Origin of the sequence: Pseudomonas sp. 43A, from assembly GCF_013363935.1 — a bacterium.
Lineage (GTDB): Bacteria > Pseudomonadota > Gammaproteobacteria > Pseudomonadales > Pseudomonadaceae > Aquipseudomonas > Aquipseudomonas crudilactis.
Window position 1 is genome coordinate 1,004,938 of sequence record NZ_CP054880.1, and the last position, 23,698, is coordinate 1,028,635.

Annotated in this window: 22 protein-coding genes; 10 read left to right on the forward strand and 12 right to left on the reverse strand. The window is 60.6% G+C overall.

Features of this window, described 5'->3' with window-relative positions:
- Positions 1-87: 87 nt before the first annotated feature.
- The 10 genes from purH to gcbA form a co-directional block, all read right to left on the reverse strand.
- A complete protein-coding gene (gene purH / locus HUW52_RS04280; protein WP_175553054.1) occupies positions 88-1,695 on the reverse strand; it encodes a bifunctional phosphoribosylaminoimidazolecarboxamide formyltransferase/IMP cyclohydrolase in 1,608 nt (535 codons plus the stop codon).
- Between the two features lie 83 nt (positions 1,696-1,778).
- Complete coding sequence (fis, locus tag HUW52_RS04285) at positions 1,779-2,099, reverse strand: DNA-binding transcriptional regulator Fis (protein ID WP_003221275.1); 321 nt, start codon at positions 2,097-2,099, stop codon at positions 1,779-1,781.
- Complete coding sequence (gene dusB / locus HUW52_RS04290) at positions 2,096-3,106, reverse strand: tRNA dihydrouridine synthase DusB (protein ID WP_016984921.1); 1,011 nt, start codon at positions 3,104-3,106, stop codon at positions 2,096-2,098. The genes fis and dusB overlap by 4 nt, the downstream gene beginning before the upstream one ends.
- Positions 3,107-3,291: 185 nt before the next feature.
- Entirely contained in the window at positions 3,292-4,560 is a 1,269-nt protein-coding gene (locus HUW52_RS04295) for a DUF3426 domain-containing protein (protein WP_016984922.1), read from the reverse strand.
- 30 nt (positions 4,561-4,590) lie between these two features.
- The gene (gene prmA, locus HUW52_RS04300; RefSeq protein WP_016984923.1) at positions 4,591-5,469 is read right to left on the reverse strand and encodes a 50S ribosomal protein L11 methyltransferase; all 879 of its coding nucleotides are present in this window, start codon (positions 5,467-5,469) and stop codon (positions 4,591-4,593) included.
- A gap of 180 nt (positions 5,470-5,649) precedes the next feature.
- Positions 5,650-7,008: an acetyl-CoA carboxylase biotin carboxylase subunit gene (accC, locus tag HUW52_RS04305; RefSeq protein ID WP_016984924.1), complete on the reverse strand. Its 1,359-nt coding sequence runs from the start codon at positions 7,006-7,008 to the stop codon at positions 5,650-5,652.
- Positions 7,009-7,025: 17 nt separating this feature from the next.
- The gene (gene accB, locus HUW52_RS04310; protein ID WP_007914603.1) at positions 7,026-7,487 is read right to left on the reverse strand and encodes an acetyl-CoA carboxylase biotin carboxyl carrier protein; all 462 of its coding nucleotides are present in this window, start codon (positions 7,485-7,487) and stop codon (positions 7,026-7,028) included.
- A 48-nt stretch (positions 7,488-7,535) separates the two neighbouring features.
- Positions 7,536-7,988, reverse strand: coding sequence for a type II 3-dehydroquinate dehydratase (aroQ, locus tag HUW52_RS04315; RefSeq protein ID WP_007914604.1), 453 nt, complete (start codon positions 7,986-7,988; stop codon positions 7,536-7,538).
- 242 nt (positions 7,989-8,230) lie between these two features.
- Positions 8,231-8,779, reverse strand: a complete 549-nt coding sequence (locus tag HUW52_RS30665) for a methyl-accepting chemotaxis protein (RefSeq protein WP_371929255.1) — start codon at positions 8,777-8,779, stop codon at positions 8,231-8,233.
- 1,449 nt (positions 8,780-10,228) lie between these two features.
- Positions 10,229-11,899 carry a diguanylate cyclase GcbA gene (gene gcbA / locus HUW52_RS04325; RefSeq protein WP_175553056.1) on the reverse strand — a complete coding sequence of 557 codons (1,671 nt, stop codon included), beginning with the start codon at positions 11,897-11,899 and terminating at the stop codon, positions 10,229-10,231.
- A 424-nt stretch (positions 11,900-12,323) separates the two neighbouring features.
- Here gcbA and HUW52_RS04330 point away from each other — a divergent pair, with 424 nt between their 5' ends.
- The 7 genes from HUW52_RS04330 to HUW52_RS04360 all read left to right on the forward strand — a co-directional run bounded on the left by HUW52_RS04330 (position 12,324) and on the right by HUW52_RS04360 (position 19,911).
- On the forward strand, positions 12,324-13,391 hold the full coding sequence (locus tag HUW52_RS04330; protein ID WP_016984927.1) for a DUF2333 family protein: 1,068 nt from the start codon (positions 12,324-12,326) through the stop codon (positions 13,389-13,391).
- A gap of 3 nt (positions 13,392-13,394) precedes the next feature.
- The gene (locus HUW52_RS04335) at positions 13,395-13,952 is read left to right on the forward strand and encodes an NUDIX hydrolase (protein ID WP_016984928.1); all 558 of its coding nucleotides are present in this window, start codon (positions 13,395-13,397) and stop codon (positions 13,950-13,952) included.
- Positions 13,953-14,138: 186 nt separating this feature from the next.
- Positions 14,139-14,510, forward strand: a complete 372-nt coding sequence (locus HUW52_RS04340; protein ID WP_016984929.1) for a translation initiation factor Sui1 — start codon at positions 14,139-14,141, stop codon at positions 14,508-14,510.
- 219 nt (positions 14,511-14,729) lie between these two features.
- Positions 14,730-16,643, forward strand: coding sequence for an arginine decarboxylase (speA, locus tag HUW52_RS04345; RefSeq protein WP_007914615.1), 1,914 nt, complete (start codon positions 14,730-14,732; stop codon positions 16,641-16,643).
- A gap of 234 nt (positions 16,644-16,877) precedes the next feature.
- Entirely contained in the window at positions 16,878-18,227 is a 1,350-nt protein-coding gene (locus tag HUW52_RS04350) for a type VI secretion system Vgr family protein (RefSeq protein WP_016984930.1), read from the forward strand.
- Positions 18,224-19,018 carry a DUF4123 domain-containing protein gene (locus tag HUW52_RS04355; protein ID WP_016984931.1) on the forward strand — a complete coding sequence of 265 codons (795 nt, stop codon included), beginning with the start codon at positions 18,224-18,226 and terminating at the stop codon, positions 19,016-19,018. Before HUW52_RS04350 ends, HUW52_RS04355 begins: the two co-directional genes overlap by 4 nt.
- A 17-nt stretch (positions 19,019-19,035) precedes the next feature.
- Entirely contained in the window at positions 19,036-19,911 is an 876-nt protein-coding gene (locus HUW52_RS04360) for an alpha/beta hydrolase (protein WP_175553057.1), read from the forward strand.
- Here the strand turns inward: HUW52_RS04360 and HUW52_RS04365 are convergent.
- Both HUW52_RS04365 and HUW52_RS04370 read right to left on the reverse strand, forming a co-directional pair.
- A complete protein-coding gene (locus tag HUW52_RS04365; protein WP_175553058.1) occupies positions 19,905-21,254 on the reverse strand; it encodes an MATE family efflux transporter in 1,350 nt (449 codons plus the stop codon). The two genes, HUW52_RS04360 and HUW52_RS04365, sit on opposite strands and share 7 nt — an antisense overlap.
- Positions 21,255-21,455: 201 nt before the next feature.
- Positions 21,456-21,749: a hypothetical protein gene (locus tag HUW52_RS04370; RefSeq protein ID WP_007914623.1), complete on the reverse strand. Its 294-nt coding sequence runs from the start codon at positions 21,747-21,749 to the stop codon at positions 21,456-21,458.
- A 244-nt stretch (positions 21,750-21,993) separates the two neighbouring features.
- On the opposite strand from HUW52_RS04370, the gene HUW52_RS04375 reads away from it, so the two are divergent.
- The 3 genes from HUW52_RS04375 to HUW52_RS04385 are packed head-to-tail and all read left to right on the forward strand — an operon-like array spanning position 21,994 to position 23,672.
- Positions 21,994-22,296: a MazG-like family protein gene (locus tag HUW52_RS04375; RefSeq protein WP_016987403.1), complete on the forward strand. Its 303-nt coding sequence runs from the start codon at positions 21,994-21,996 to the stop codon at positions 22,294-22,296.
- Positions 22,296-23,045, forward strand: a complete 750-nt coding sequence (locus HUW52_RS04380) for a methyltransferase (RefSeq protein WP_175553059.1) — start codon at positions 22,296-22,298, stop codon at positions 23,043-23,045. Before HUW52_RS04375 ends, HUW52_RS04380 begins: the two co-directional genes overlap by 1 nt.
- A gap of 12 nt (positions 23,046-23,057) precedes the next feature.
- Positions 23,058-23,672, forward strand: coding sequence for a DUF4136 domain-containing protein (locus HUW52_RS04385; protein WP_016987401.1), 615 nt, complete (start codon positions 23,058-23,060; stop codon positions 23,670-23,672).
- The last annotated feature ends 26 nt before the right edge of the window (positions 23,673-23,698 follow it).

Below are 23,698 nucleotides of genomic sequence, written 5' to 3' on the forward strand. Positions count from 1 at the left end.
GCTCGCGATTGCGGTGTGTCAGTCACTGCAGCTTTGACTGATCAATGGCTATCGCGAGCAGGCTCACTCCTACATTGGAACGTGTTCTTAGTGACGGAAATGACGCATGCCCGTAAAGACCATCGCGATGCCAGCCTCATCGGCAGCAGCAATCACTTCAGCATCACGCATCGAGCCGCCCGGCTGGATCACCGCAGTGATGCCGACCTTGGCCGCGTTGTCCAGGCCGTCGCGGAACGGGAAGAACGCGTCCGATGCCATCACCGAACCGGCAACTTGCAGGCCGGCATGCTCAGCCTTGATCGCGGCGATACGCGCCGAGTTTACGCGGCTCATCTGGCCAGCGCCGACACCGATGGTCTGACGGTTCTTGGCGTAGACGATGGCGTTGGACTTAACGTATTTGGCGACTTTCCAGGCGAAGATCAGGTCGTGGATTTCCTGTTCGGTCGGCGCGCGCTTGGTCACGACTTTCAGGTCATCGGCGCTGATCATGCCGATGTCGCGGCTCTGTACCAGCAGGCCGCCGTTGACGCGCTTGTAGTCCCAGGCAGCGGCGCGGTCAGCCGACCACTCGCCGCAGGCCAGCAGGCGCACGTTGGCTTTGGCTGCAACGATGGCGCGAGCCTCTTCGCTGACGCTCGGGGCGATGATCACTTCAACGAACTGACGCTCGACGATCGCTTTGGCGGTCTCGGCATCCAGTTCACGGTTGAAGGCGATGATGCCGCCGAATGCCGACTCGGTGTCGGTGGCGTAAGCCAGTTCGTAGGCCTGACGGATGCCGCCTTCTGCGTCCGGGCTGACTGCCACGCCGCACGGGTTGGCGTGTTTGACGATGACGCAGGCTGGCTTGACGAAGCTTTTCACACATTCCAGCGCGGCGTCGGTGTCGGCCACGTTGTTGTACGACAGCTCTTTGCCTTGCAGTTGGGTCGCGGTGGCGATACCGACTTCGGCAGGCTTGGCTTCCACGTAGAACGCCGCGCTCTGGTGCGGGTTCTCGCCGTAGCGCATTTCCTGGGCCTTGATGAACTGGCTGTTGAAGGTGCGCGGGAATTCGCTGCGGCCGTCAGTGCTCAGGGTTTCAGCGGCCTGATTCACGGTGCCCATATAGTTGGCGATCATGCCGTCGTAGGCAGCCGTGTGTTCGAACGCCTTGAGCATCAGGTCGAAACGCTGAGCGTAGGTCAGGCCACCGGCCTTGAGACCTTCCAGAACGCTGGCGTAATCGCTGGCATTCACCACGATCGCTACGTCTTTATGGTTTTTCGCTGCCGAACGGACCATGGTCGGGCCGCCGATGTCGATGTTTTCGATGGCGGTCGGCAGGTCGCAGCCTGGCTTGTTGATAGTGGCTTCGAACGGATAGAGGTTAACGGCAACCAGATCGATCGGCTTGATGCCGTGCTCGCTCATGATCGCGTCGTCGATACCGCGACGACCGAGGATGCCGCCGTGGATTTTCGGGTGCAGGGTTTTCACCCGACCGTCCATCATCTCGGCGAAACCGGTGTAATCCGCGACTTCCACTGCGGCTACGCCGTTGTCCTGCAGCAGCTTGAACGTCCCGCCGGTGGAGAGGATCTCGACGCCCAGAGCTTCAAGCTCCTTGGCGAATTCGAGGATCCCGGTCTTGTCGGAAACGCTGATCAAGGCGCGGCGGATCGGCAGGCGGGTAGTCTGGTCGGTCATCTCAATTTCCATCAAAAGCAAAGGAAGTCAGCAAAAAAGGCGACCGTTTTTTACGCGGGCGCCTTTCTGGTTTGATTGAATGCTTACAGCAGATCGTACTGCTTGAGTTTCTTGCGCAGCGTGCCGCGGTTAAGTCCCAGCAGCTCACTGGCCTTGGTCTGGTTGCCCTTGACGTAGTTCATCACGCTTTCGAGCAGGGGAGCCTCGACTTCGGAGAGCACCAGGTTGTACACATCCGTGACGGACGCGCCCTCAAGGTGGGCGAAATAATTGTGCAGCGCCTTCTCGACACTCCCGCGAAGGGTCTGACCTTCTTCGCTCGGGGTATTGAGGTGCTGTTTCAAATTCACGTTGTCGCTCACGGGTGCTGTTCCACTCACTAAAGTCTCGGTCATCATCGTCATGCGGCCACCCCTTCTTCGTCCCCTGTCAGGCTCTTGTAACGCTCGGCGAAGAACTCCCGAACGTTGGCGCATTGTGTTTCCGTACCATCCAAACGATTGAAGTGGGCGCGAAACTCCCTGGCGCCCGGCAAGGTTGCGAGATACCAGCCCACATGCTTGCGCGCAATGCGCACGCCCATCACATCCCCATAGAAAGCGTGAAGTGCGGCCAGATGCTCTAGCAGTATGTGTTCCACCTCGATCAGCTCCGGTGCCGGCAATTTCTCGCCGGTACGCAGGAAGTGTTCGATCTCGCGAAAAATCCATGGCCGCCCTTGGGCGGCGCGGCCAACCAACAGGCCATCGGCACCGGTCGCGTCGAGCACGTAACGGGCCTTTTCCGGCGAATCGATATCGCCATTGGCAAACACCGGGATCGACACGGCCTGCTTGATTGCGGCAATCGTGTCGTACTCGGCTTCGCCCTTGTACAGATCGGCGCGAGTGCGGCCATGCACTGCCAGCGCGGTGATCCCGGCCTGCTCGGCGATCTTCGCCACGGTCAGGCCGTTCTTGTTGTCGCGATCCCAACCGGTGCGGATCTTCAGGGTCACCGGCACATCAACTGCCGCCACAACGGCGTGCAGGATCTCGGTCACCAGTGCTTCATCTTTCAACAACGCGGAACCGGCGGCCTTGTTGCAGACCTTCTTTGCCGGGCAACCCATGTTGATATCAATAATCTGTGCGCCCAGTTCGACGTTGGCCCGGGCCGCGTTCGCCAGCATCTGCGCATCGCCACCGGCAATCTGTACCGAGCGTGGCTCGGGATCGCCTTCGTGGATCATGCGCATGCGCGACTTGCGGGTGTTCCACAGGCTCATGTCGCTGGTGACCATTTCCGAGACTACAAGCCCTGCGCCCAGACGCTTGCACAGCTGACGAAAGGGCTGGTCGGTGACCCCCGCCATCGGGGCGAGAATCAAGCCGTTCTGCAATGTGTATGGGCCGATGCGTACCGCCGACATAGGACTTCCCTGAGGTGGGGCCGGATCATGAGAGTTCGAAAAAGGGTTGGCATGATACCCGCTCTCGATGACTGGATAAAGGCTGAATTGAACAAAATCTGAACAGTTATTCTGTTATCGCCACAGGTTTGGTTGTGGGTGGCAAAGTCAGAAAAACGTCGTCAATTCAGAAACGATGAAGCGACTCACTCGGGCGAGTGGAAACTCAGGCTGTAGTTCACCGCCTTCGGGCCTGGATCGAGGATGTCCAGCGCAATGTGGATAGGCGTCTGCGGCGGCATTTCCGCCAAGCCTTCCAGGTCTCCTTTGAGGTACTCGCCGGGTTTAAAGCGGCGACTGGCGATCAGGTGTCCGTTGAGGTCGGCAAAGCGCAGTTCCAGTAATGGAAAAGGCTGAGAGAATGTCGCGCGGTTATAAATGATCGCGTCGACCACCAGTGCGCCGTTGAACTCCGGGTGACTGCGTACCACCAGGTTGCTGCTCTTGATCCGGGCGATGTCCACTTTGGACGGCACCGTGCAGCCGATCTGCGGGCAGATTTGCTGGAACCACGGGCGGTATTGATCCTGCCGGGCCAGTTCATCGAAATGATAAGAGATGTATTGGGCAGCGAGCCCGCCTGCCGCCAGCAAGACCAACACCAGCCAAAGCAAGCGCCGACCCCACGGCGAGCGGCGTTTCTGCCAGTCCAGTTGCAACGGGTCGTCGGTCAGGTCTTGCAGGACTTCGGCGCGTACGCCGGGTTCTGCGCGCTCACGTTTTTTGCGCAGCGGTTCGATCGATGGCAAGTCGTCGTCAGCGCTTTCGTCGCTGGCTGACAAGCGTTCGCGGCGGGCATTCGGGTCGATCGGGTCGTGCAGGCGCAGATGCGGGATCGCCGGTTCGTCATCCAGATCCACCGGCTCCAGTGACAGCGAAGGCTCGGTGCGCTCGGGGTTGACCGGTTCAATGTCGTCGATCTGCGGCTCATGTTCCGGCTCAGGCAGCCGCTCATCGGCGGGTTCGCTGAACAGGCTGTCAGGCCACGCGGCATCGTCCGGCTCCGGGCTGTCGCGACGAGCACTCAGGGAGTCTTCGCGCGCGCGTCCGAGCTCGGTGGCAGGCTGGATTTCCCGTTGTTCGAGACGTGCGAGCTCTTCGTCCAGATCAAGGCTGTCGAGATCAAGTGCCGAGGCGTTCCATTGCTTTTGGCTGATGGCGCGCGTCTCGGGTTGCTCGACGATGGGCGGCGGCTCAACGGCCGTCGGCACTTCGTCAGGCAACGCGGGAATGAGTGGCGCAACCGGCGTCACCACGTCCTTGCCGGCGTGTTGTTCCAGCAGCTGTTTGGCGGCGTTGAACACTTGCAGGCAGGAGCCGCAGCGAACCACCCCGCGGGCCACGCTCAATTGAGCATGGCTGACGCGGAAACTGGTTTGGCAATGCGGGCACTGGGTGACGAAACTGTCGGTCATGCGGCGATCCGGATTATGCAGGCGCTCATATTAACGCCGACGGCCGGTGATGCGCACCCAGCCATCGCGATTGGCGATCGGGTCGAGATCGAAGTCCTGCGCATACGCGGCAGCGACTTCATCACCTTGTTCAGCGAGGATGCCCGACAGCGCCAACCGGCCACCGGATTTCACCAGGCCGGACAGTTGCGGCGCCAGCGAAACCAGCGGGCCGGCCAGAATGTTGGCGACCAGCACATCAGCTTGAACCTGCGGCAGATCTTCCGGCAGGTACAGCGGGAACAGTTCGTCGGCAATGTTATTGCGACCGGCGTTGTCGCGGGAGGCTTCCAGCGCCTGCACGTCGATGTCGGTGCCGACGGCTTCCTTGGCGCCGAGCAGCAGGGCGGCAATCGCCAGAATCCCCGAACCGCAGCCGAAGTCGAGCACATTGCAGTCTTTCAGGTCCTGACCGTCGAGCCATTCCAGGCACAGTGCGGTGGTTGGGTGGGTGCCGGTGCCGAACGCCAGGCCCGGGTCCAGCAGCAGGTTGACTGCATCTGGCTCAGGTGCGGCGTGCCAGCTCGGTACGATCCACAGGCGCTGGCCGAAACGCATCGGCTGGAAGCCATCCATCCAGCTGCGTTCCCAGTCCTGATCTTCGATGACTTCGCTGTGATGCTCAGGCAGCGGACTGCCGGTCAGCAGTTCCAGGTGGGCCAGAACCGGTGCCGGTTCGGTGCCGCCTTCGAACAGCGCCAGCAGGTGGGTGTGTGCCCACAGCGGGGTGGTGTTGAGTTCCGGCTCGAAGATCGGCTGATCTTCGGCGTCCATGAACGTCACCGATACGGCGCCCACTTCAAGGAAAGCGTCTTCGTAGGTTTCGGCTTGTTCCGGGCTGATGGCGAGACGTACTTGCAGCCAAGGCATGGCGGGCACCTTTGAAAAATATTGATTGCAGCCTAGCGGCCGGCAAGAAGCGCGCAAGTTTACGCGAGCGCAAAGCTTTTGTGGGAGTGACTTGAAACACCATTCCCGCAAGGGATTTGTGAAACCTGCAGAAACAACAAAGCCGCCCGAAGGCGGCTTTGTCTGGTGCAGGCTCGAAGCTTAGTGCTTCTCGGCAGCCAGCTTGTGCTCGAGGTAGTGAATGTTCACACCACCCTTGCAGAAGCCTTCGTCACGAACCAGATCACGGTGCAGCGGGATGTTGGTCTTGATCCCGTCAACCACGATTTCGTCCAGGGCATTGCGCATGCGAGCCATGGCTTCGTCGCGGGTCGCGCCGTAAGTGATCAGCTTGCCGATCAGCGAGTCGTAGTTCGGTGGAACCGCATACCCGCTGTACAGGTGCGAATCGACGCGAACGCCGTTACCGCCTGGCGCGTGGAAATGCTTGACCGTGCCCGGGCTCGGCATGAAGGTTTTCGGGTCTTCAGCGTTGATCCGGCATTCCAGCGAGTGACCGCGGATTACCACGTCATCCTGCGTGAACGACAGCTTGTTGCCAGCGGCGATGCTGAGCATCTCCTTGACGATGTCGATACCGGTGACCATTTCCGAAACCGGGTGCTCCACCTGAACACGGGTGTTCATTTCGATGAAGTAGAAACGACCGTTCTCGTACAGGAACTCGAACGTACCGGCGCCACGGTAACCGATGTCGATGCACGCCTTGACGCAGCGGGCCAGCACTTCTTCGCGCGCCTTCTCGTCGATGCCCGGTGCCGGCGCTTCTTCGAGAACTTTCTGGTGACGACGTTGCAGCGAGCAATCGCGGTCGCCCAGATGGATGGCGTGGCCCTGGCCGTCGGACAGCACTTGCACTTCGACGTGGCGCGGGTTGGTCAGGAACTTTTCCAGATAGACCATCGGGTTGCCGAACGCCGCGCCAGCTTCGGTGCGGGTCAGTTTGGCGAAGGCGATCAGGTCTTCTTCCTTGTGCACGACGCGCATGCCGCGACCACCGCCGCCGCCAGCGGCTTTGATGATCACCGGGTAGCCGACTTCACGACCAATGCGCAGCGCCGTTTCTTCGTCTTCCGGCAGCGGGCCATCGGAGCCTGGAACGGTCGGTACGCCTGCTTCGATCATCGCGTGCTTGGCCGAAACCTTGTCGCCCATCAGGCGGATGGTTTCGGCTTTCGGGCCGATGAAAGCGAAGCCGGAGTTCTCGACCTGCTCGGCAAAATCGGCGTTTTCCGCGAGGAAACCGTAGCCTGGGTGAATAGCGGTGGCGCCAGTCACTTCGGCGGCCGCGATGATGGCCGGGATGTGCAGGTAGGACTGAGCGGCAGACGCCGGGCCGATGCAGACGGATTCGTCTGCCAGACCCAGGTGCATCAGCTCTTTGTCGGCCTTGGAGTAAACGGCGACGGTCTTGATGCCCATCTCTTTGCAGGCACGCAGAATCCGCAGGGCGATCTCACCGCGGTTAGCGATCAGAACTTTTTCCAACTTCGCAGTCATCAAAGGCTCTCCGCAGTTCAAACGATGGTGAACAGCGGTTGGTCGTACTCAACCGGCTGGCCGTCTTCGACGAGGATGGACTCGATCACACCGCTGGTTTCAGCTTCGATGTGGTTCATCATCTTCATGGCTTCGACGATGCACAGAGTGTCGCCTTTCTTCACGGTCTGGCCGACTTCAACGAAGGACGGCGAGGTTGGCGAAGATTTACGGTAGAAGGTGCCGACCATCGGCGAACGGGCAACAGTGCCGTTCAGCGCAGGGGCAGCAGCGGCAGCCGGGGCTGCTGCAGCAACTGGAGCAGCTGCAACAGGTGCGGCGGCCGGCGCTTGCATCGGCGCTGGTGCGTAGTACTGCTGAGCCGGGGTCTTGCTGTGACGGCTGATGCGTACGGACTCTTCGCCTTCCTTGATCTCGAGCTCGTCGATGCCGGACTCTTCCAGCAATTCGATCAGTTTCTTAACTTTACGGATATCCATGAATCATCAACTCCCAAGGGTCGGTCAGGGGCGCTTAACGCTTGTAGTTCAAGTCGTTGCCTGTGTTTCAAGCTGTTCTAGTGCAGCCTCCAGGGCCAGTCGGTAACCGCTGGCGCCAAGGCCGCAGATCACTCCCACCGCTACGTCGGAGAAGTAAGAGTGATGGCGGAAAGGTTCGCGTTTGTGCACGTTGGACAAGTGCACTTCGATGAATGGGATGCTCACTCCCAGCAACGCGTCACGTAATGCGACACTTGTGTGTGTAAAAGCTGCTGGATTGATCAGAATGAAATCGACACCTTCGCCACGCGCAGCGTGGATGCGGTCGATCAATTCGTACTCGGCATTGCTTTGCAGATACAGCAGATGATGGCCGGCTTCACGGGCGCGACGCTCCAGATCCTGATTGATCTGCGCCAGGGTCGTTGAACCGTAGGTGCCGGGTTCGCGGGTGCCGAGCAGGTTCAGGTTGGGGCCGTGCAGCACCAGTAGGGTTGCCATCTGCGTAGTCCTTGTTATGAGTGAGCAATCGTCAGAACCCGGCGACTATGCCGCAAAGACTTTGTGACTGTCCAGTTCTATGCAATAGCCAGCACGATGGCCGATGTTTGCGCGAAATATGTGACCGAGTGATTTGATCCGGTCACTTGTGGTGATGAGGCGGGCCCCTTCGCGAGCAAGCTCGCTCCCACACTGGAACGCATACCCCCTGTGGGAGCGAGCTTGCTCGCGAAGGCGGCTCATCAGACGCGGAATGCCTGTACGGCTGTATGCAATTGCCCGCCCAATACCAGCAGATTCTCACCCTGTTCACGCCCACGACCGATACGCACCAGATTATCCCCACCCAACTGATGAATTCGCTCACTGTGATCGCGAATCTCGCTGACCGCGCCACTTTGTTGCGCCGTAACGTCGGCAATGCGGATGGCCGTGTCGGAAATGGTCTGGATCGCACCGACAATTTTATCCAGCGCACCGTCCGCCGCTTGCGCCTGATTGGCCGTGGCTTCGGCGTGCTCGACCTGCGCGCGCATGCCTTCGACTGATTGTCGGGCGGCGGTTTGCAGGCCGGCAATCAAGGTTTGAATCTCGGCCGTTGCGCCGGCTGTACGTTGTGCCAGCGAGCGCACTTCTTCAGCCACCACGGCAAATCCTCGACCCATTTCCCCGGCACGCGCCGCTTCGATCGCCGCGTTCAGCGCCAGCAGGTTGGTTTGATCGGCAATCGAGCGAATCACCGTCAATACGCCACCAATGGTCGCCGACTCCTCGGCCAGATGCTCGATCATTTGCGCGTTGCCTTGTACTTCACCGACCAAGGCATGCAGGCCGGTCAGGCTTTGGCCGATCACCGCTTGGCCATGCTCGACCGCCAGCCCGGCATGACGGCTGGCGTCTGCTGCCTGCTGTGCATCACCGGCCACTTGCTGGATTGTCGCTTCAAGTTCGCCGAGGGAATCGCGGATCAGCGCAGTATCGCCGGCCTGGTGTTCAGCGCCGCTGTGCAAGTCGCTGCTCAGCTCGGCAAGCGTGCGGCTGCTGCCCGCGACTTGTTCGGCATTGCCACGAATGGTCCCGACCAGATCCACCAGATAGGCGCGCAAGCGGTTGAGCGAGGCTTCGATGTCGTGCAGTTCTCGGTTGGTTTTGCCCAGATGAATGTCGCGACTGAAATCGCCCTCGGCCCAGGTTGAAAGCGCCGGAGCGAGATTGGTCAGGGTGCGCGAGAGACGCCGCTGCAAGGTGTCGATCAGTAGCGCGATCAGCAGAATCAAACCGATCATCACGCCCTGCATCAGCCGCACTTCGCCTTGAATCTGCCCGTGCTGAGCGCGCACGACCGGCTCCAGTCCGGCAATGGCTTGTTGCACAGCGGCGATTTTCTGGTGAGTGGCAGTGCTCAGGTCGGTGCGTTTCTGGATCTGATCGCGCGTGCGTGCAAGCTCTGCCGGGTAGCGGCCAAGCAAACTGTTGAGTTCACGTTTGAGACCGACGCCAGCATCTTCCGAGACAGTTTTTTCGGTGTTCTCGATGCCCATCATCGCCGCGAAATCGTCGCTGCCCGATTCACTCTTGGCCACAACGCCGAGCAGGGGCAGGGCATCAATCGCTTGAGCCTGCGAGCGGATGTTGCTGACCTCGCGCTCAACATCGGCGGCCAGCTCACTGCGCCCGCTGCTGACCAGTTTGTCCCGCGCCAGCGACAGTTTGCCCAAATGCTGCGAAGCGGCGAGCAGCGGTGCCAGATAAGCCGCGTTACCGTTGGCATAAGTGCTGAGCTGATCGAGGCTGGCGCTCAGTTCGCGCTCGGCCTGCAACAGCAAGGCCTGCGGATCACCGGCCAGTTTGCCGGCAGCGAGCAGGTCGGTCTTGCTGAATTCATCAAGGCCCGACAGGCTCGGGCGCAGAGTGTCGGCCAGCGCCGGGGGCAATTCACCGAGTTCCTTCTGCAAGGCGTCGATGGCCTGACTGGCGCTGCTCAGGCGCAAGGCGTCGCCGCTGGCGAGGTAGTCCTCGACATTGCGTGCCACCTCGTTCTGAAATTGCTGCGACAGCCCCAGGTAACGCTCCATCAACAGATACGGGCGCTCCAGAGCTTTTTGCGACCACCACAGCGTGGCGCCGAGTGCCAGGCACACGGCGACCAGCAGCAGCGTATTGAGATTGGTGAGCAACTTCAGGCGCATGACGGCTACCAACGGCAGAAATGGTAAGCGCCTGAATTTATTGCGGTTCTGTTACAGGGTTATGACCGAATCAGTGGAGTCCGATGAAAAAGTGGCACTTTGCTTTGAGTCGCGCGCGGTCTGCACGCGATTGCGTCCGGCACCCTTGGCGCGGTACAGCGCTTCGTCGGCCTGACTGGCCATCATCAGGCTGTCGCAGTCATCGTACATTTCCACCACGCCGGCGCTGAAGGTGCACCACAAATCCTGCGGCTGCGCCGGGTAATGGATTTCGGCGAAGCGCTGGCGAATTTCATCGAGCACTTTGTGTGCGGCTTCTATATCGGTGTCGGGCATGACGATGGCGAATTCTTCACCGCCGTAACGGCCGATGAAATCGGACTTGCGCAAGCGCTGCTTGAGAAACAGCGCAAGGCTCTTGATCACGCGGTCACCCATGGGGTGGCCGTGGCTGTCGTTGACCCGTTTGAAATGGTCGATGTCGAGCATCGCAAAGCTCAACGGCTTGTTCTCACGGCGGGCGCGGAACGAGCAGTCTTCGAGCAATTGCAGAATATGTGTGTGGTTGTATAGACCGGTGAGGCTGTCGCGGACCATCCGTGCTTTGAGGTTGCGTGCGCGGGCGGCGCGGTTGCGCACGGTAGTGATCAGGTGACGCGGCTTGATCGGTTTGGTCAGGAAGTCGTCGCCGCCCTCGCTCATGGCGTCGAGCTGCTTGTCCAGATCGTCCTCGGCCGACAGATAGATGATCGGCACGCTGACATAACGGTCGTTGTGGCGAATTACCTTGGCCAGTTCGGTGCCGGTGCAGGCCGGCATGTACATGTCGAGGATGATCAGGTCGGGCTGGAAATCGGCCAGTTCGGCCATCGCCTGAATCGGCTCGATCAACGTGCGGGTGACGATTCCGGCGCTGTTGAGCAGGCGCTCGGTGTGCAAGGCCTGCGCACGTGAGTCGTCGATGATCAGCACTTTATAAGGTTCGTACTGGGCGACGCAGGTGAGGACTTCGATTTTCTCCAGCAGGCTCGACGCTTCGAGGGTGCCGGTGAGGAATTCCTGGCCGCCGGCGCGAACGGCGGCGAGACGGGTTGGCGTGTCGGTTTCGTGCAGGCTGAAGAACAGCAGCGGCAGCGGTTCTTCCAGGCCGACCTGGGCTTCGGCGGCGAGTTTCAGGCCGATGCCGGCGCCGCTGAAATCCACGTCCATGACGATCGCGGCCGGTAGGCGCTCGACCATCGAGGAGCGAAACGCCGAGACGCTGTCCAGCGCTTGCGCGCTCAGGCCAAAAAACTCCAGTTGCTTGGCCAGCCGCTCGGCGCGGTCGTGATCCTGCAGCATCACGTAAATCGGTTTGCGCAGCGGCGGCAGGAAGGTCTGGTCGAGTTGATCGCCGTGGCGCAGGCCAGTGCGCGACAAGCGCTGCATCAAGCGATTGAGGTCGGTGATCAGGCCGCTGCTGAGGCGTCCGCGATTGGCATCCACCGCTTCCAGCGATTGGCTGATGTGGCTCGCGAGTTGAGTATGTTCGGGCTGTTCGAAGCGCTCGGCAAATCGCAGCAGGCGCAAGTTGGCCTCGCTCAGTTCGGCGAGGTCGACAGTGGACCACTCATTGCGTTGCAGGCGCTGCCATATCTCAAGAATCTGACGCGCCTGATGAATTACCCGCTGGGCAAAATGGTGCTTGAGGCGCTCGCGGCTGGGGTCTTCTGGCTCGGTCATATCCTGACTACTAGTTAGGCTGCATGCTGAGATCGACTGGTGGCTCTATGCTAGCACCTCTTTTCCCTTAGACGAGTGTCGTACGTCAATAATCTGCAATGCGTCACCATTCAGTTTCTGACCGAGTGGTTTTGTTTTTGACCTTGGCGTCTGACAATTCTCCGTAGGCCGGGCACTCCTTGACTAAGCAGGGCGTTCAGGATGACGGGGCTGTCGTGCTTTTATCCATGCGCTGAATATCCTTTGCGATGGTTTTCAATCCGATGGGCTTAAGCGTGGGCATCGGGGATTCCCTTAGTCATCGTCGAAGCGTCATTCGGCCATACGAATTGCGGCTTATCTTTACGCGCGGGTGCCCGGCTCTGGCACGTTGTTGTATGGTTGTGGTCGAACCGTTGAACCCAAGATTTGAAAGGATATCGCCATGCTGGACTGGAAAAACCGCGCGGGCAGCGCGCCTGAACGTGCCGCCGAGCCCAAGTCGGCCACCCGCAGCTATGTTGGCGGGCTGCTCTTCAGTCGTGCCCTGGCCACGCTGATCGGCATTTATCTGCTGGTGACCATTGGCCTTGGCTGGTACTGGAGCCAGGAGCCGGCGCTGTTTCCGGTCGCACAAAACGCGCAAGTGGCTGCCGAGAAAGAAGGCAAGCAGATGGTGATCGGCTACACCACGGTCGAAACCCTGAAGACCGTCGCCGGCACCTTGCTCAACAAGCCGGGCGGCTACATTTCCAACGACCGCTTCCCGCCGGGCCTGTGGATGGACAACACGCCAAGCTGGGAATACGGCGTGCTGGTGCAGGTACGTGACCTGACCCGCGCTTTGCGCAAAGACTTTGCCCGTTCGCAATCGCAGTCGGCGGAAGATGCCGATCTGGCCAAGGCCGAACCGCGCTTCAACTTCGACAACAAGAGCTGGATCTTGCCGTCGAGTGAGTCGGAATATCAGGAAGGCATCAACTCGCTGAGCCGCTATCAGGCTCGCCTGTCTGATCCTACCCAGAAAAACGCGCTGTTCTATGCCCGCGCCGACAACCTGAACAACTGGCTCGGCGATGTCGGCACTCGTCTCGGCTCACTGTCGCAACGCCTGTCGGCCAGCGTTGGCCGGGTCAAACTCAATACCGCGCTGAAAACTGAAGTGCCGGCGATCGGCGAAGTACCGCAGGTTGACGAAGAAGTCGTCGAGACTCCGTGGATGCAGATCGACAACGTGTTCTACGAAGCACGCGGTCAGGCCTGGGCGCTGTCGCATCTGCTGCGCGCCATCGAAGTCGACTTCGCCGATGTATTGGCGAAAAAGAACGCCACGGTCAGCGTGCGTCAGATCATCCGTGAACTGGAAGCCTCGCAGGAGCCGGTCTGGAGCCCGATGATTCTTAACGGTAGCGGTTTCGGTGTGCTGGCCAACCACTCGCTGGTCATGGCCAACTATATTTCCCGGGCCAATGCCGCTGTGATCGATTTGCGTCAACTGCTCAATCAGGGCTGATTCATGAGCCAGAACGCCAAAGAGGCGGCCCATCGCGCCGCCTCGGATGCCGAACAGATCGCCTGGGTCGACGAGCAGGACAACCTGCTCGGCGCGCTGGTGCGTGCCGATTTGCGTGAGCGCGGGCTGATCGGACGTGGCACCTACATCATGCTGTTCAATTCCGCCGGTGATCTTTGCGTACACCGGCGCACGTTGAGCAAGGCGATTTATCCCGGTTTCTGGGACGTCGCGGCAGGCGGCATGGTGCAGGCAGATGAGAGCTACGCCGAGTCGGCAGCCCGTGAGCTGGAAGAGGAGTTGGGTGTCAGCGGCGTAGAGTTGACTGCCCATGACCATTTCTACTTCGAAGACACCGGCAACCGCCTGTGGTGTTCGGCGTTTTCCGCCGTATGGGACGGCCCGCTGAAACTGCAGCCTGAAGAAGTGCTGGAAGCGCGGTTTATTCCGGTCGAGCAGGTCATGCAGGAAATCCAGCAGAAGCCTTATTGCCCGGACTCTCTGGCAGCGCTCAAGCGCTATCTCAAGGCTCAACAGCGCGACGTCGCAAAGAACACATAAATTGGCGCCGATTGGCACTTAGCAATCGGGATTTTTGCCGTTACACTGCGCGACCTTTTCAAGCTGTACCGTCCTGCTTTATTGAAGCTTCGGTGCAGTAGCGCTGCCCCTGCCTGAGTGGGGCTTCGCGGTCGATGACCTTGCCCAAGGTCGCGATCAGTCTTTGTCCTCCCAAGAGGATTGCCGGTGGCCAAAAAAGCCGCATCCTTCGCCGCCTTAGGTGGCCTGGTATTTTCCACCGACGCAGGTCGTCATTGCCCGGAATGCAGTCAGCCGGTGGACGCCTGTATCTGCAAACAAACCGTGATCCCGGCCGGCGACGGCATTGCCCGCGTGCGTCGCGAGAGCAAGGGCCGTGGCGGCAAGACGGTGACCACCATCACCGGCGTGCCGCTGGCCGAAGACGCGCTCAAAGAGTTGGCGACAACGTTGAAGAAACGTTGCGGCACTGGCGGGGCGTTGAAAGACGGCATCATCGAAATCCAGGGCGATCATGTCGAGCTACTCTTGGCTGAGCTGATCAAGCACGGTTTCAAAGCGAAGAAGTCCGGCGGCTAGCAGCCTCTGTGAAATCCATCTGCGGCTTGATCCGGCGCTGAAACACTTCAGAACCGGCGTCGTCTCCATGGTTTTCACAGAGCCTGTTCATGACCGGTTTCTAAACTCCACGCAGTCAGTGCGGTCTACCGCCGCACTGACGAACCGTCATTTTCATACTTTAGACTGCGCCGGCCTGCGATCAGGCGACGCACTATGACTTCTTTATAGGGGACTTCGATGTCCGTACGACGCACACGCAAAGACGATGGCAGCCAATGGACAGTTGCGGACAGCCGCAGTGTTTACGGGATTCGCCATTGGGGGGCCGGGTATTTCGCGATCAATGACGCCGGTCGCGTCGAAGTTCGTCCGAACGGACCGAGCAGCTCGCCTATCGACCTGTTCGAGCAAGTCGACCAACTGCGCAAAAGCGGTTTGTCCTTGCCGTTGCTGGTTCGTTTCCCCGATATCCTGCAAGACCGTGTCCGCCAGTTGACCGGTGCCTTCGATGCGAACATCGAGCGCCTGGAATACCAGAGCAAATACACCGCGCTGTACCCGATCAAGGTTAACCAGCAAGAAGCGGTGATCGAGAACATCATCGCCACTCAGGATGTTTCCATCGGTCTTGAAGCCGGCTCCAAGCCTGAGCTGCTGGCCGTGCTGGCGCTGGCGCCGAAGGGCGGCACCATCGTTTGCAACGGTTACAAGGACCGTGAGTTCATCCGTCTGGCGCTGATGGGCCAAAAGCTCGGCCATAACGTCTTCATCGTGATCGAGAAAGAATCCGAAGTCGGTCTGGTGATCGAAGAAGCCGCCTCGCTGAAGGTCAAGCCACAGGTCGGCCTGCGCGTGCGTCTGTCGTCGCTGGCGTCGTCGAAGTGGGCCGACACCGGCGGTGAGAAATCCAAGTTCGGTCTGTCGGCGGCGCAACTGCTCTCGGTGGTCGAGCGCTTCCGCGCGGCGGGCCTGGATCAAGGCATCCGCCTGCTGCACTTCCACATGGGCTCGCAGATTGCCAACCTGGCTGACTATCAGCACGGCTTCAAGGAAGCGATCCGTTACTACGGCGAACTGCGCAACCTCGGTCTGCCGGTCGATCACATCGACGTTGGTGGCGGTCTGGGTGTCGACTACGACGGTACGCACTCGCGCAACGCCAGCTCGATCAACTACGACATGGACGATTACGCCGGTGTCGTGGTCGGTATGCTCAAGGAGTTCTGCGACGCGCAGGCCCTGCCGCATCCGCACATCTTCTCCGAAAGCGGCCGTTCGCTGACTGCGCACCACGCGATGCTGGTGGTGCAGGTGACCGACGTCGAGAAGCACAACGACGAAATCCCGCAGATCGAAAACAAGGAAGCGCTGCCGGAGACCGTGCAGTGGCTGGTTGATCTGCTCGGCCCGACCGACATCGAAATGGTCACCGAAACCTACTGGCGCGCCACGCACTACATGAGCGACGTGGCCGCGCAGTACGCCGACGGCAAACTGACCTTGGCCGAAAAAGCCTTGGCCGAGCAGTGCTACTTCGCGGTGTGCCGTCGCCTGCACAACTCGCTGAAAGCGCGTCAGCGGTCGCACCGCCAGGTGCTCGACGAGCTCAACGACAAGCTGGCCGACAAGTACATCTGCAACTTCTCGGTGTTCCAGAGCCTGCCGGACACCTGGGCGATTGATCAGGTGCTGCCGATCATCCCGCTGCACCGTCTCGATGAAGAGCCGCTGCGCCGCGCGGTGCTGCAAGACCTGACCTGCGACTCTGACGGCAAGATCAACCAGTACGTCGACGAGCAGAGCATCGAAACCAGCCTGCCGGTACACGGTTTGAATGAAGGCGAAGACTACCTGCTGGGCGTATTCCTCGTGGGCGCCTATCAGGAAATCCTCGGCGACATGCACAACCTGTTCGGTGACACCGACTCGGTGAACATCTACCAGAACGCCGATGGCAGCGTGTACCACGCCGGCATCGAGACCCACGACACCATCGAAGACATGCTGCGTTATGTGCACTTGTCGCCGGAAGAACTGATGACTCACTACCGCGACAAGTGCGCCAGTGCCCGCATCAGTGCCAGCGAGCGCACGCAATTTCTCGATGCCTTGCGTCTGGGCCTGACCCGCTCCTCCTACCTGTCTTCCTGAGGTCAGGTGGCGATCTTCACCGAGTTGTCTGAAATGTTCCCACCAGTTGTGGAAAATTCAGATGACTCGGTGGGATACATCCCAAAATCTTCGCGAAATGCTTGCCGATCCCGGCCAGCAAAGTCATCCGGTCTGCTTTTCGCGTAGGTCATTTCCTAAGTTGTACTTCGGCACTCTACTCGGCCATGGCTCTCGGCGAGAATCCCCGACCGCCCCTCCTGTAGAGATCCGCTTATGTTCGATCAAGCCAACGAGCCCTCGTTTCGTCTCGATGTAGCGGGCCTGTCCGACCCTTTCGAAGTTCTGGCCTTTACCGGTAGCGAAGCCCTGAGCGAGCCCTTTGCATTCGAGATCGATGTGTTGATCGACGATCCGCAACTGGACCTTGCCGACCTGCTTTACCGTTCGGCGTTCCTGTGTTTCGGGGCGTCGGGGGAGGGCGTACACGGGCAATTGCAGAGCCTCGTCCAGCACGAACACGGGCACGGTTCAAGGTTGTGCCGGATCCGTCTGGGGCCGAAACTTGGCTGTCTCGAATTGCGTATCAGCCAGCGCATCTTCAGTGGCTGTTCGGTGCCACAGATCATCGAACAGGTGCTCAGGGAACACGGAATTATCGGCGCTCAGCGCCGCTTCGAATTGCACGGCGATTACCCCGTCCGCACGTTCTGTACGCAATACCGCGAATCCGATCTGCAACTGCTCCAGCGCTTGTGTGCACAGGCGCGAATTCACTACTTTTTCGAACACGGGCCCGACCGGCATTGCCTGGTATTCGGTGATGATCCGACACAGTTGCCCTTGGCTGGCACCGTGCTGTATCGGGACGAGCCCGATAGTCACAACGTGTCCCCCGGCGTGCGCCATTGGCAATTTCAGGAAACCTTGCAGTCCGCACCGTCAGACGCAAGGCCGGCACACAGTGCCGAAGGCTGCAGTCATCTCGCGGCGTTACGCAGCGGTTATTGGCTGCGATTGGCCGGGCACCCTTTTGCCGAGTGCAATCGCCATTGGTTGCTGACCCGTATCGAGCACAGCGCTGATCCATCGCTCGACCGTCCTTATGCCAACCGTCTGTTTGCAACACTGCAACTGCCGTCGTGCCTGCCGGCCACTTTGCCGACACGACTGCGCATGCACAGCCTGCAACGGGCCTGGGTTGTGACGGTGGATGAGCCGCAGCCCGACTGCTTCAGGCCCGTGGCGGTGCAGTTCGACTGGCTTTATCAGGGCGAAGGGGCGGCGCCGAGTCATTGTTGGCTGCCACTTGCACCAGCCCTGGTCGACGCGCCGTTGGTGGCACTGAGCGAGGGTGTCGAAGTGGTGGTGAGTTTCTTTGAAGGCGATCCGGATCAGCCGATGATCAGCGGCGTGCTACAGCCGTCGGTCGCTGGGGCGGACATCCGCGATGAGCCACCGTTACCGGACAGGCTGGTGAGTCAAGGCTTGCAGCAACTGCTGACCTCTGGCGAACCGTTATTGCTGTTGTGCCTGATTCCCGGCGGCGGCAGTTTCAGCCACTGCGCGCAAGCCGTGTGCAGTTGTCGGCTAGTGACCAAGCTTGAACAGAGCGGCGCAACATGAGTGGCGCGGCGCGCGAGCCGATAGCGCAGTGGTTGCTGCTCGATGGCCCGGATGCGACGCGGGCATTGACGATTTTGCGCCAGGGATTCGCCGAGGCGCAGCGGTTCTGGTTGTTCGACGGCACTGAGTTTGAACCGGTTTGTGAATACGGCCCGGTGCTGGTCGACTTGCGCGGTTGTCCGGCACTGGCGTCGTTGTGTTACAGCGATCCGGACACCTGGCGGGGTTTGTTGCTCGCGAGCGAGGCGTCGACGCAGGATCTGCTGAGTCATTTGCAGTGCATGCTCACGGTTTCTTTCGGGCTGAGTCATCGGGCTTTGCTCAGTTATTACAACCGTCAGACCGCGAGCTATTTTTTCGACGCCTGTGATGCCGCGGACCTGAGTCGCTGGCTCGGGCCGATCCGCCAGTTGCGCTGGTTCGGCGGGACGTGGGCCGACCGTGCGATCGGCAGTCAGGGCTGGCAGCAGTTGCGCAATCCGGGGCTGGCTGTCGAGCCCCTGAGCGTCGAGGAAAGCCTCACTCGCCGTCAGCGCGAACGCCTGCAAACCTGTCTGTTGGAGCAGCATATCTGGCGCTGGTGTCAATCGCTGGGAACCGACTACACGGCGATGGCCTCCCATGTTCAACAAGGTCTGGCGTTGGGATTCAGTGATCGCACGGTGCTCGACGCCTGGTTATGGCTACGCTTGCTGCATCCGCGAGCCGTGCTGGTGCCGCCACCGGAGGGCTTGACTCAGCAGGAGCGGCTTGAGCATGTGCGACGTCAGTGGCGCGGTGATCAAACTTGAAGTGAGGTTCGGCGCCTATGGCAGGTTTTTTTCGCAAGGGGCTCTGCTTGATGCCCGGCGCTCTTCTACTGTTGGCGCTGAGCGCCTGTTCGCCAGTGAAAGTGCTCAATGCGCTGACCCCCAGTCAAACGTACGACAAGACCACGGGTATCGCTTATGGCGACGATCCCCGGCAGAAGCTTGATGTCTATGTACCGCGTCACGCATTGGCCGATGCGCCGGTGGTGGTGTTTTTCTACGGCGGCAGTTGGAACAGTGGGTCGCGCGACGACTACACCTTTGTCGGCGAGGCGCTGGCGTCTCGTGGGATTGTCGTGGTGGTGGCGGACTACCGGTTATATCCGCAGGTGCGTTATCCGCTGTTTCTTGAGGACAGCGCGCGAGCGGTGGCCTGGACCCGAGCGCACATTCGCGAGTTTTCCGGCAATGCACAACGGATGTATCTGATGGGGCACAGCTCTGGTGGATACAACGCGGCAATGCTGGCCCTGGACGCCAATCTGCTTGGCGCGGTCGGAATGTCTCCCAAGGATCTGCGCGGCTGGATCGGTCTGGCCGGGCCCTACGATTTTCTGCCGATCGAGAATCCTGATGTGCGTCCAGTGTTCTTCTGGCCGCTTTCACCGCCGCAATCACAGCCGATCAACCACGTCAGTCGCGGTGCGCCCCCCGCGCTGCTCATCGCCGCGAGCAGGGATGATCTGGTCGACCCGGCGCGCAACACCGCTGGCCTGGCGCGAAAAATGCGCGAGGTCGGGGTGTCGGTGCAGGATCTTTACTACTCGCGGCCCAGTCACATTACGTTGGTGGCGACGCTGTCGAGGCCACTGCGGGGACTGGCGCCAGTGCTCGATCAAGTGGTCGGTTTCATCAAGCACACGCCGATTCAGTGAGCGGCGCCGCTGAACCAGCCGTCATTGCGTTTGAGCCACCAGGCTTGCGCTCCGAGGGTCAGGCTACGCAGCACCATGAATAAAAGAAAGGTTATCCACAGACCGTGATTGCCCAGACCTTGCAGTGCCCAGGCAAAAGGCATGAGCAATACCACCGAGATGAGCATGCCGTTGCGCATTTCCCGCGCGCGGGTGGCGCCGATGAACAGGCCGTCGAGCAGGTAGCTCCAGACCGCAATCAACGGCAAAACCGCAAGGTAGGGCAGGTAGGTGAACGCGGTATCGCGCACGCTCTGGATGTTGGTCTGCATCTCGATGAACAAATGCCCGGCCAGTACAAACAACAGGGCAAAGCCGAGGCTCGCGATCAGTGACCAGCCACCGGCGACCACCAGTGAGCGGCGCAAGCCCAGGCGATCACGGGCACCGATGGCGTGCCCGCACAAGGCCTCGATGGCGTGGGCCAGACCGTCCAGGGCATGGGCTGTCAGCAGCAAACCATTGAGCAATAGCGCATTGGCGGCAACCGTGGCGTCACCCAGTCGCGCGCCTTGCACGGTGATCAGAAAAAATACCGATTGCAGCGCCAGACTGCGGATGAATATGTCGCGGTTGACCGCCAGCAGTGGGCGCCAGCTCTGCCAAACCCTCAATGTCACCCAGACAATGTGCCCCGGATAGGCCCGCAGCGCCTTGCGGGTCAGCCACAGGCCGAGGAGGGCACCGCTCCATTCGGCAATCACCGAGGCCCGCGCCGATCCGACCACACCCCAGTCCAGGCCGATGACGAACCACAGGTTGAGGGCGATATTGATCAGGTTGGTGGTCAGCAGAATCGCCAGTGGCGCCCGGGCGTTTTGCGTGCCGAGGAACCAGCCGACCAGCGCATAGCTGGCCAGCGCGGCCGGCAGGCCGAACAGCCGGGTGTGGAAAAAATCACGAGTGAGTTGATCCAGCTCCGCCGACGGTTGCATGAAGTGCAGGGCAATTGCGCTCAGCGGCACACCCAGCGTGCCAAGCAGCAGTGCCAGCCCCATCGCCAGCAGCAAGCCTTGCAACAGAATCTGCCGCAACGCCGCGCCGTCGCTGCGCCCGGCGGCCTGCGCGGCAAATCCGGTGGTGCCCATGCGCAGAAAGCCCATGGCCCAGGCGAGAAAGGTATAGAGGCTGGCGCCGACCGCCACCGCGCCCAATTGATGGGCGTGGGGCAAATGGCCGATGACGGTGCTGTCGACCAGCGCCACCAGCGGTACGGAAATATTGGAAAGAATCATCGGCGCGGCAAGCGCCCAGACCTTGCGGTGAGTCGGGCGGTCGCGCCAGTCGGCGATCAGAGTGGACATGCGGGCTCCTTGGGGGAGCGGCATTGTAACGGTAGAAGCCACCCTCACCCCAGCCCTCTCCCGGAGGGAGAGGGAGCCGATCTCTGACGCTTTTAAAACCTGTGTTCGACTCGGTATCGCAAGTCGGCGTACTTCTCGAAAACACCCCGGTCAGTCCCCTCTCCCTCCGGGAGAGGGCTAGGGTGAGGGGCTCTTGAAGGGTTAGTGAATAATCCAGCTAAGCAACCACAACCCCAGCAACAACCAGATGATCCCGGCAATGATCGAGGCATTCATGAACGCGCGAATCGCCGACCACAGCAGCATCAGCCCGACGATCAGCGCGATGATGCTGATGATCGAGGTGTCCATGCCCAGCGTCTTCGCCAGCCCGTCGACGAAGTTGCCGCCGGCATTGCTCAAAATATTGAAAAGCCCACTGAGCCCGTCGACGATAAAACGGATGACTGAACCGAGCGCCTGCCCGAGCCATTCGAAAAAGCTTTCTACCTGCATGTGTGCATCCTGATGAATGAGCTGAGCCTTGGGCCACAACGCAGGTGGCCGAGTTCCCTGCATGATAGTGGGTTTGCACCAATCCTGTGTGGGAGCGAGCCTGCTCGCGAAAGCGTGGTATCAGGCAAATCAACGTTGAATGACACACCGCATTCGCGAGCAGGCTCGCTCCCACAATAGATCATCGGTGCCGCTTGCCTTCAGGGCGCATCCCCCCGAAGCTATACGCCTTCAGGAGAACCCGATGAACCTTGTTGAACTGACCGAACGCCTGCACGCCATCCGCGACCGCAATGACTGGCGGCAATTTCACAGCCCGAAAAACCTCGCCATGGCGGCCAGCGTCGAGATGTCCGAACTGGTGGAGATTTTCCAGTGGCTGACGGAAGACCAGTCGCGCCAGTTGCCGCCGGACAAACTCGCCCACGCCGGGCAGGAAGTCGGCGATATCGTCCTGTACCTGTTGCTGCTGTGCAGCGAGTTGGGGTTGGACATGAATGAAGTGGTGCGCGCCAAGCTCGCCGACAGCGAACGGCGGTTCAGCTGATGAGCGACCGGCATTTCGATCAGTTGGCGACGCGCTTCGCCGAAAAAATCTACGGTGGCGCCAAAGGCGCGATTCGTCTCGCGGTGTTGCAAGCCGACCTCGCAGAAGCGCTGCCGGATCGACCGTTACGCGTCCTCGACATTGGCGGCGGCCTCGGCCATATGTCGCTGTGGCTGGCCGAGCGCGGCCACGAGGTGACCTTCACCGAACCGGCCGAGCCGATGCTCGAAGGCGCGCGCCAGCGTTTCGCCGAGGCCGGGCAGACCGCGACCTTCATTCAGGCGCCGTGGCAGGAGCTGCTCGGGCAACTCACCGAGCCGTACGATCTGGTGATCTGCCACGCCGTGCTGGAATGGCTCGCCGAACCCCACGCGATCCTGCCTGTGTTGCATCAACTGACCAAACCCGGCGGCTGGCTGTCGCTGGCGTTCTATAACCGCGACGCGCTGATTTATCGCAATCTGCTCAAAGGCCATTTCAAGAAAATGCGCAAAAACGACATGGCCGGTGAAAAGCAGAGTCTGACTCCGCAGCAGCCCCTCGATCCGCGCGAATTGGCAACGCAACTCGACGGCCTGTGGCAGGTCGAAAGCCAGAGTGGGATCCGGGTCTTTCACGACTACATGCCGGTGGAATTCCAGGCCCGCGCCGAACTTGTGGATTTGCTCGAGATGGAGCTCGCTCACCGCCGTCACCCAAGCTTCGCCGGGCTTGGGCGCTACTTGCACTGGATCTGCCGGCCGATCTGATCGGAGCGCGACATGAAAGCTCAATCCGGGTTATTGCTGATGTGTCTGGGGTTGGCCGCCTGCCAGGGCAGCAACCCTTATGTGGCGCAGTCGCGGCCATTGCCGCCAGCACCGGCGCAAGCGGCCAACACCTTTGATCGCAGCGCTTACCCGGCGCCGCCGCGTGATTACGGGCGCTACCGCAGTTGGGCCTGGCTCAACGGGCAATTGCCGCCGGGCACCGCGTGGGCGGACTCGGCGCAAGTGGCCGAAGCGGTGAGCAATGCCCTGGATCAGCGCGGCTTGCGCCCGTTGCACGACGATCGCCCAGCCGACCTGTTGGTCAGTGCTCATCTGAGCCTGCAAACCCGCTTGCGTCAGGTGCAGGACGATTACGGCTACTACGGCGGCGGATACAGTGGCTATGATCGTTATGGACGCGGCTACGGCATGTACAACAGCGTGCCGGTCGTGCGCACCTATTCCGAGCAGGTCGTGGTGGTGCAAGTCGATCTGTTCGACGCCGGCACGGGCCAACCGGTGTGGAGTGCCAGCGCGGAAACCGGCGCCAAGGGCAGCCCGATTGACCGCACGGATTCGATTCGGGAGGCTGTGGAAAAAGCCATGTCGGCGTATCCTCCCGGTTAGCTTCCTGCAAATGAGAAGCTCTAGCA

Bases quoted from the DNA above. Each gene is read 5' to 3' on its own strand.
- HUW52_RS30665 (WP_371929255.1), bottom strand. From the start codon at position 8,779: ATGATCGAGCATCTGGCCGAGGAGTCGGCGACCATTGGTGGCGTATTG.
- HUW52_RS04375 (WP_016987403.1), top strand. From the start codon at position 21,994: ATGAACCTTGTTGAACTGACCGAACGCCTGCACGCCATCCGCGACCGC.
- HUW52_RS04360 (WP_175553057.1), top strand. From the start codon at position 19,036: ATGGCAGGTTTTTTTCGCAAGGGGCTCTGCTTGATGCCCGGCGCTCTT.
- purH (WP_175553054.1), bottom strand. From the start codon at position 1,695: ATGACCGACCAGACTACCCGCCTGCCGATCCGCCGCGCCTTGATCAGC.
- fis (WP_003221275.1), bottom strand. From the start codon at position 2,099: ATGACGATGATGACCGAGACTTTAGTGAGTGGAACAGCACCCGTGAGC.
- HUW52_RS04335 (WP_016984928.1), top strand. From the start codon at position 13,395: ATGAGCCAGAACGCCAAAGAGGCGGCCCATCGCGCCGCCTCGGATGCC.
- gcbA (WP_175553056.1), bottom strand. From the start codon at position 11,899: ATGACCGAGCCAGAAGACCCCAGCCGCGAGCGCCTCAAGCACCATTTT.
- HUW52_RS04350 (WP_016984930.1), top strand. From the start codon at position 16,878: ATGTTCGATCAAGCCAACGAGCCCTCGTTTCGTCTCGATGTAGCGGGC.
- HUW52_RS04365 (WP_175553058.1), bottom strand. From the start codon at position 21,254: ATGTCCACTCTGATCGCCGACTGGCGCGACCGCCCGACTCACCGCAAG.
- HUW52_RS04355 (WP_016984931.1), top strand. From the start codon at position 18,224: ATGAGTGGCGCGGCGCGCGAGCCGATAGCGCAGTGGTTGCTGCTCGAT.
- speA (WP_007914615.1), top strand. From the start codon at position 14,730: ATGTCCGTACGACGCACACGCAAAGACGATGGCAGCCAATGGACAGTT.
- accB (WP_007914603.1), bottom strand. From the start codon at position 7,487: ATGGATATCCGTAAAGTTAAGAAACTGATCGAATTGCTGGAAGAGTCC.
- HUW52_RS04385 (WP_016987401.1), top strand. From the start codon at position 23,058: ATGAAAGCTCAATCCGGGTTATTGCTGATGTGTCTGGGGTTGGCCGCC.
- dusB (WP_016984921.1), bottom strand. From the start codon at position 3,106: ATGTCGGCGGTACGCATCGGCCCATACACATTGCAGAACGGCTTGATT.
- HUW52_RS04370 (WP_007914623.1), bottom strand. From the start codon at position 21,749: ATGCAGGTAGAAAGCTTTTTCGAATGGCTCGGGCAGGCGCTCGGTTCA.
- prmA (WP_016984923.1), bottom strand. From the start codon at position 5,469: ATGCCTTGGCTGCAAGTACGTCTCGCCATCAGCCCGGAACAAGCCGAA.
- HUW52_RS04330 (WP_016984927.1), top strand. From the start codon at position 12,324: ATGCTGGACTGGAAAAACCGCGCGGGCAGCGCGCCTGAACGTGCCGCC.
- HUW52_RS04295 (WP_016984922.1), bottom strand. From the start codon at position 4,560: ATGACCGACAGTTTCGTCACCCAGTGCCCGCATTGCCAAACCAGTTTC.
- aroQ (WP_007914604.1), bottom strand. From the start codon at position 7,988: ATGGCAACCCTACTGGTGCTGCACGGCCCCAACCTGAACCTGCTCGGC.
- HUW52_RS04380 (WP_175553059.1), top strand. From the start codon at position 22,296: ATGAGCGACCGGCATTTCGATCAGTTGGCGACGCGCTTCGCCGAAAAA.
- accC (WP_016984924.1), bottom strand. From the start codon at position 7,008: ATGACTGCGAAGTTGGAAAAAGTTCTGATCGCTAACCGCGGTGAGATC.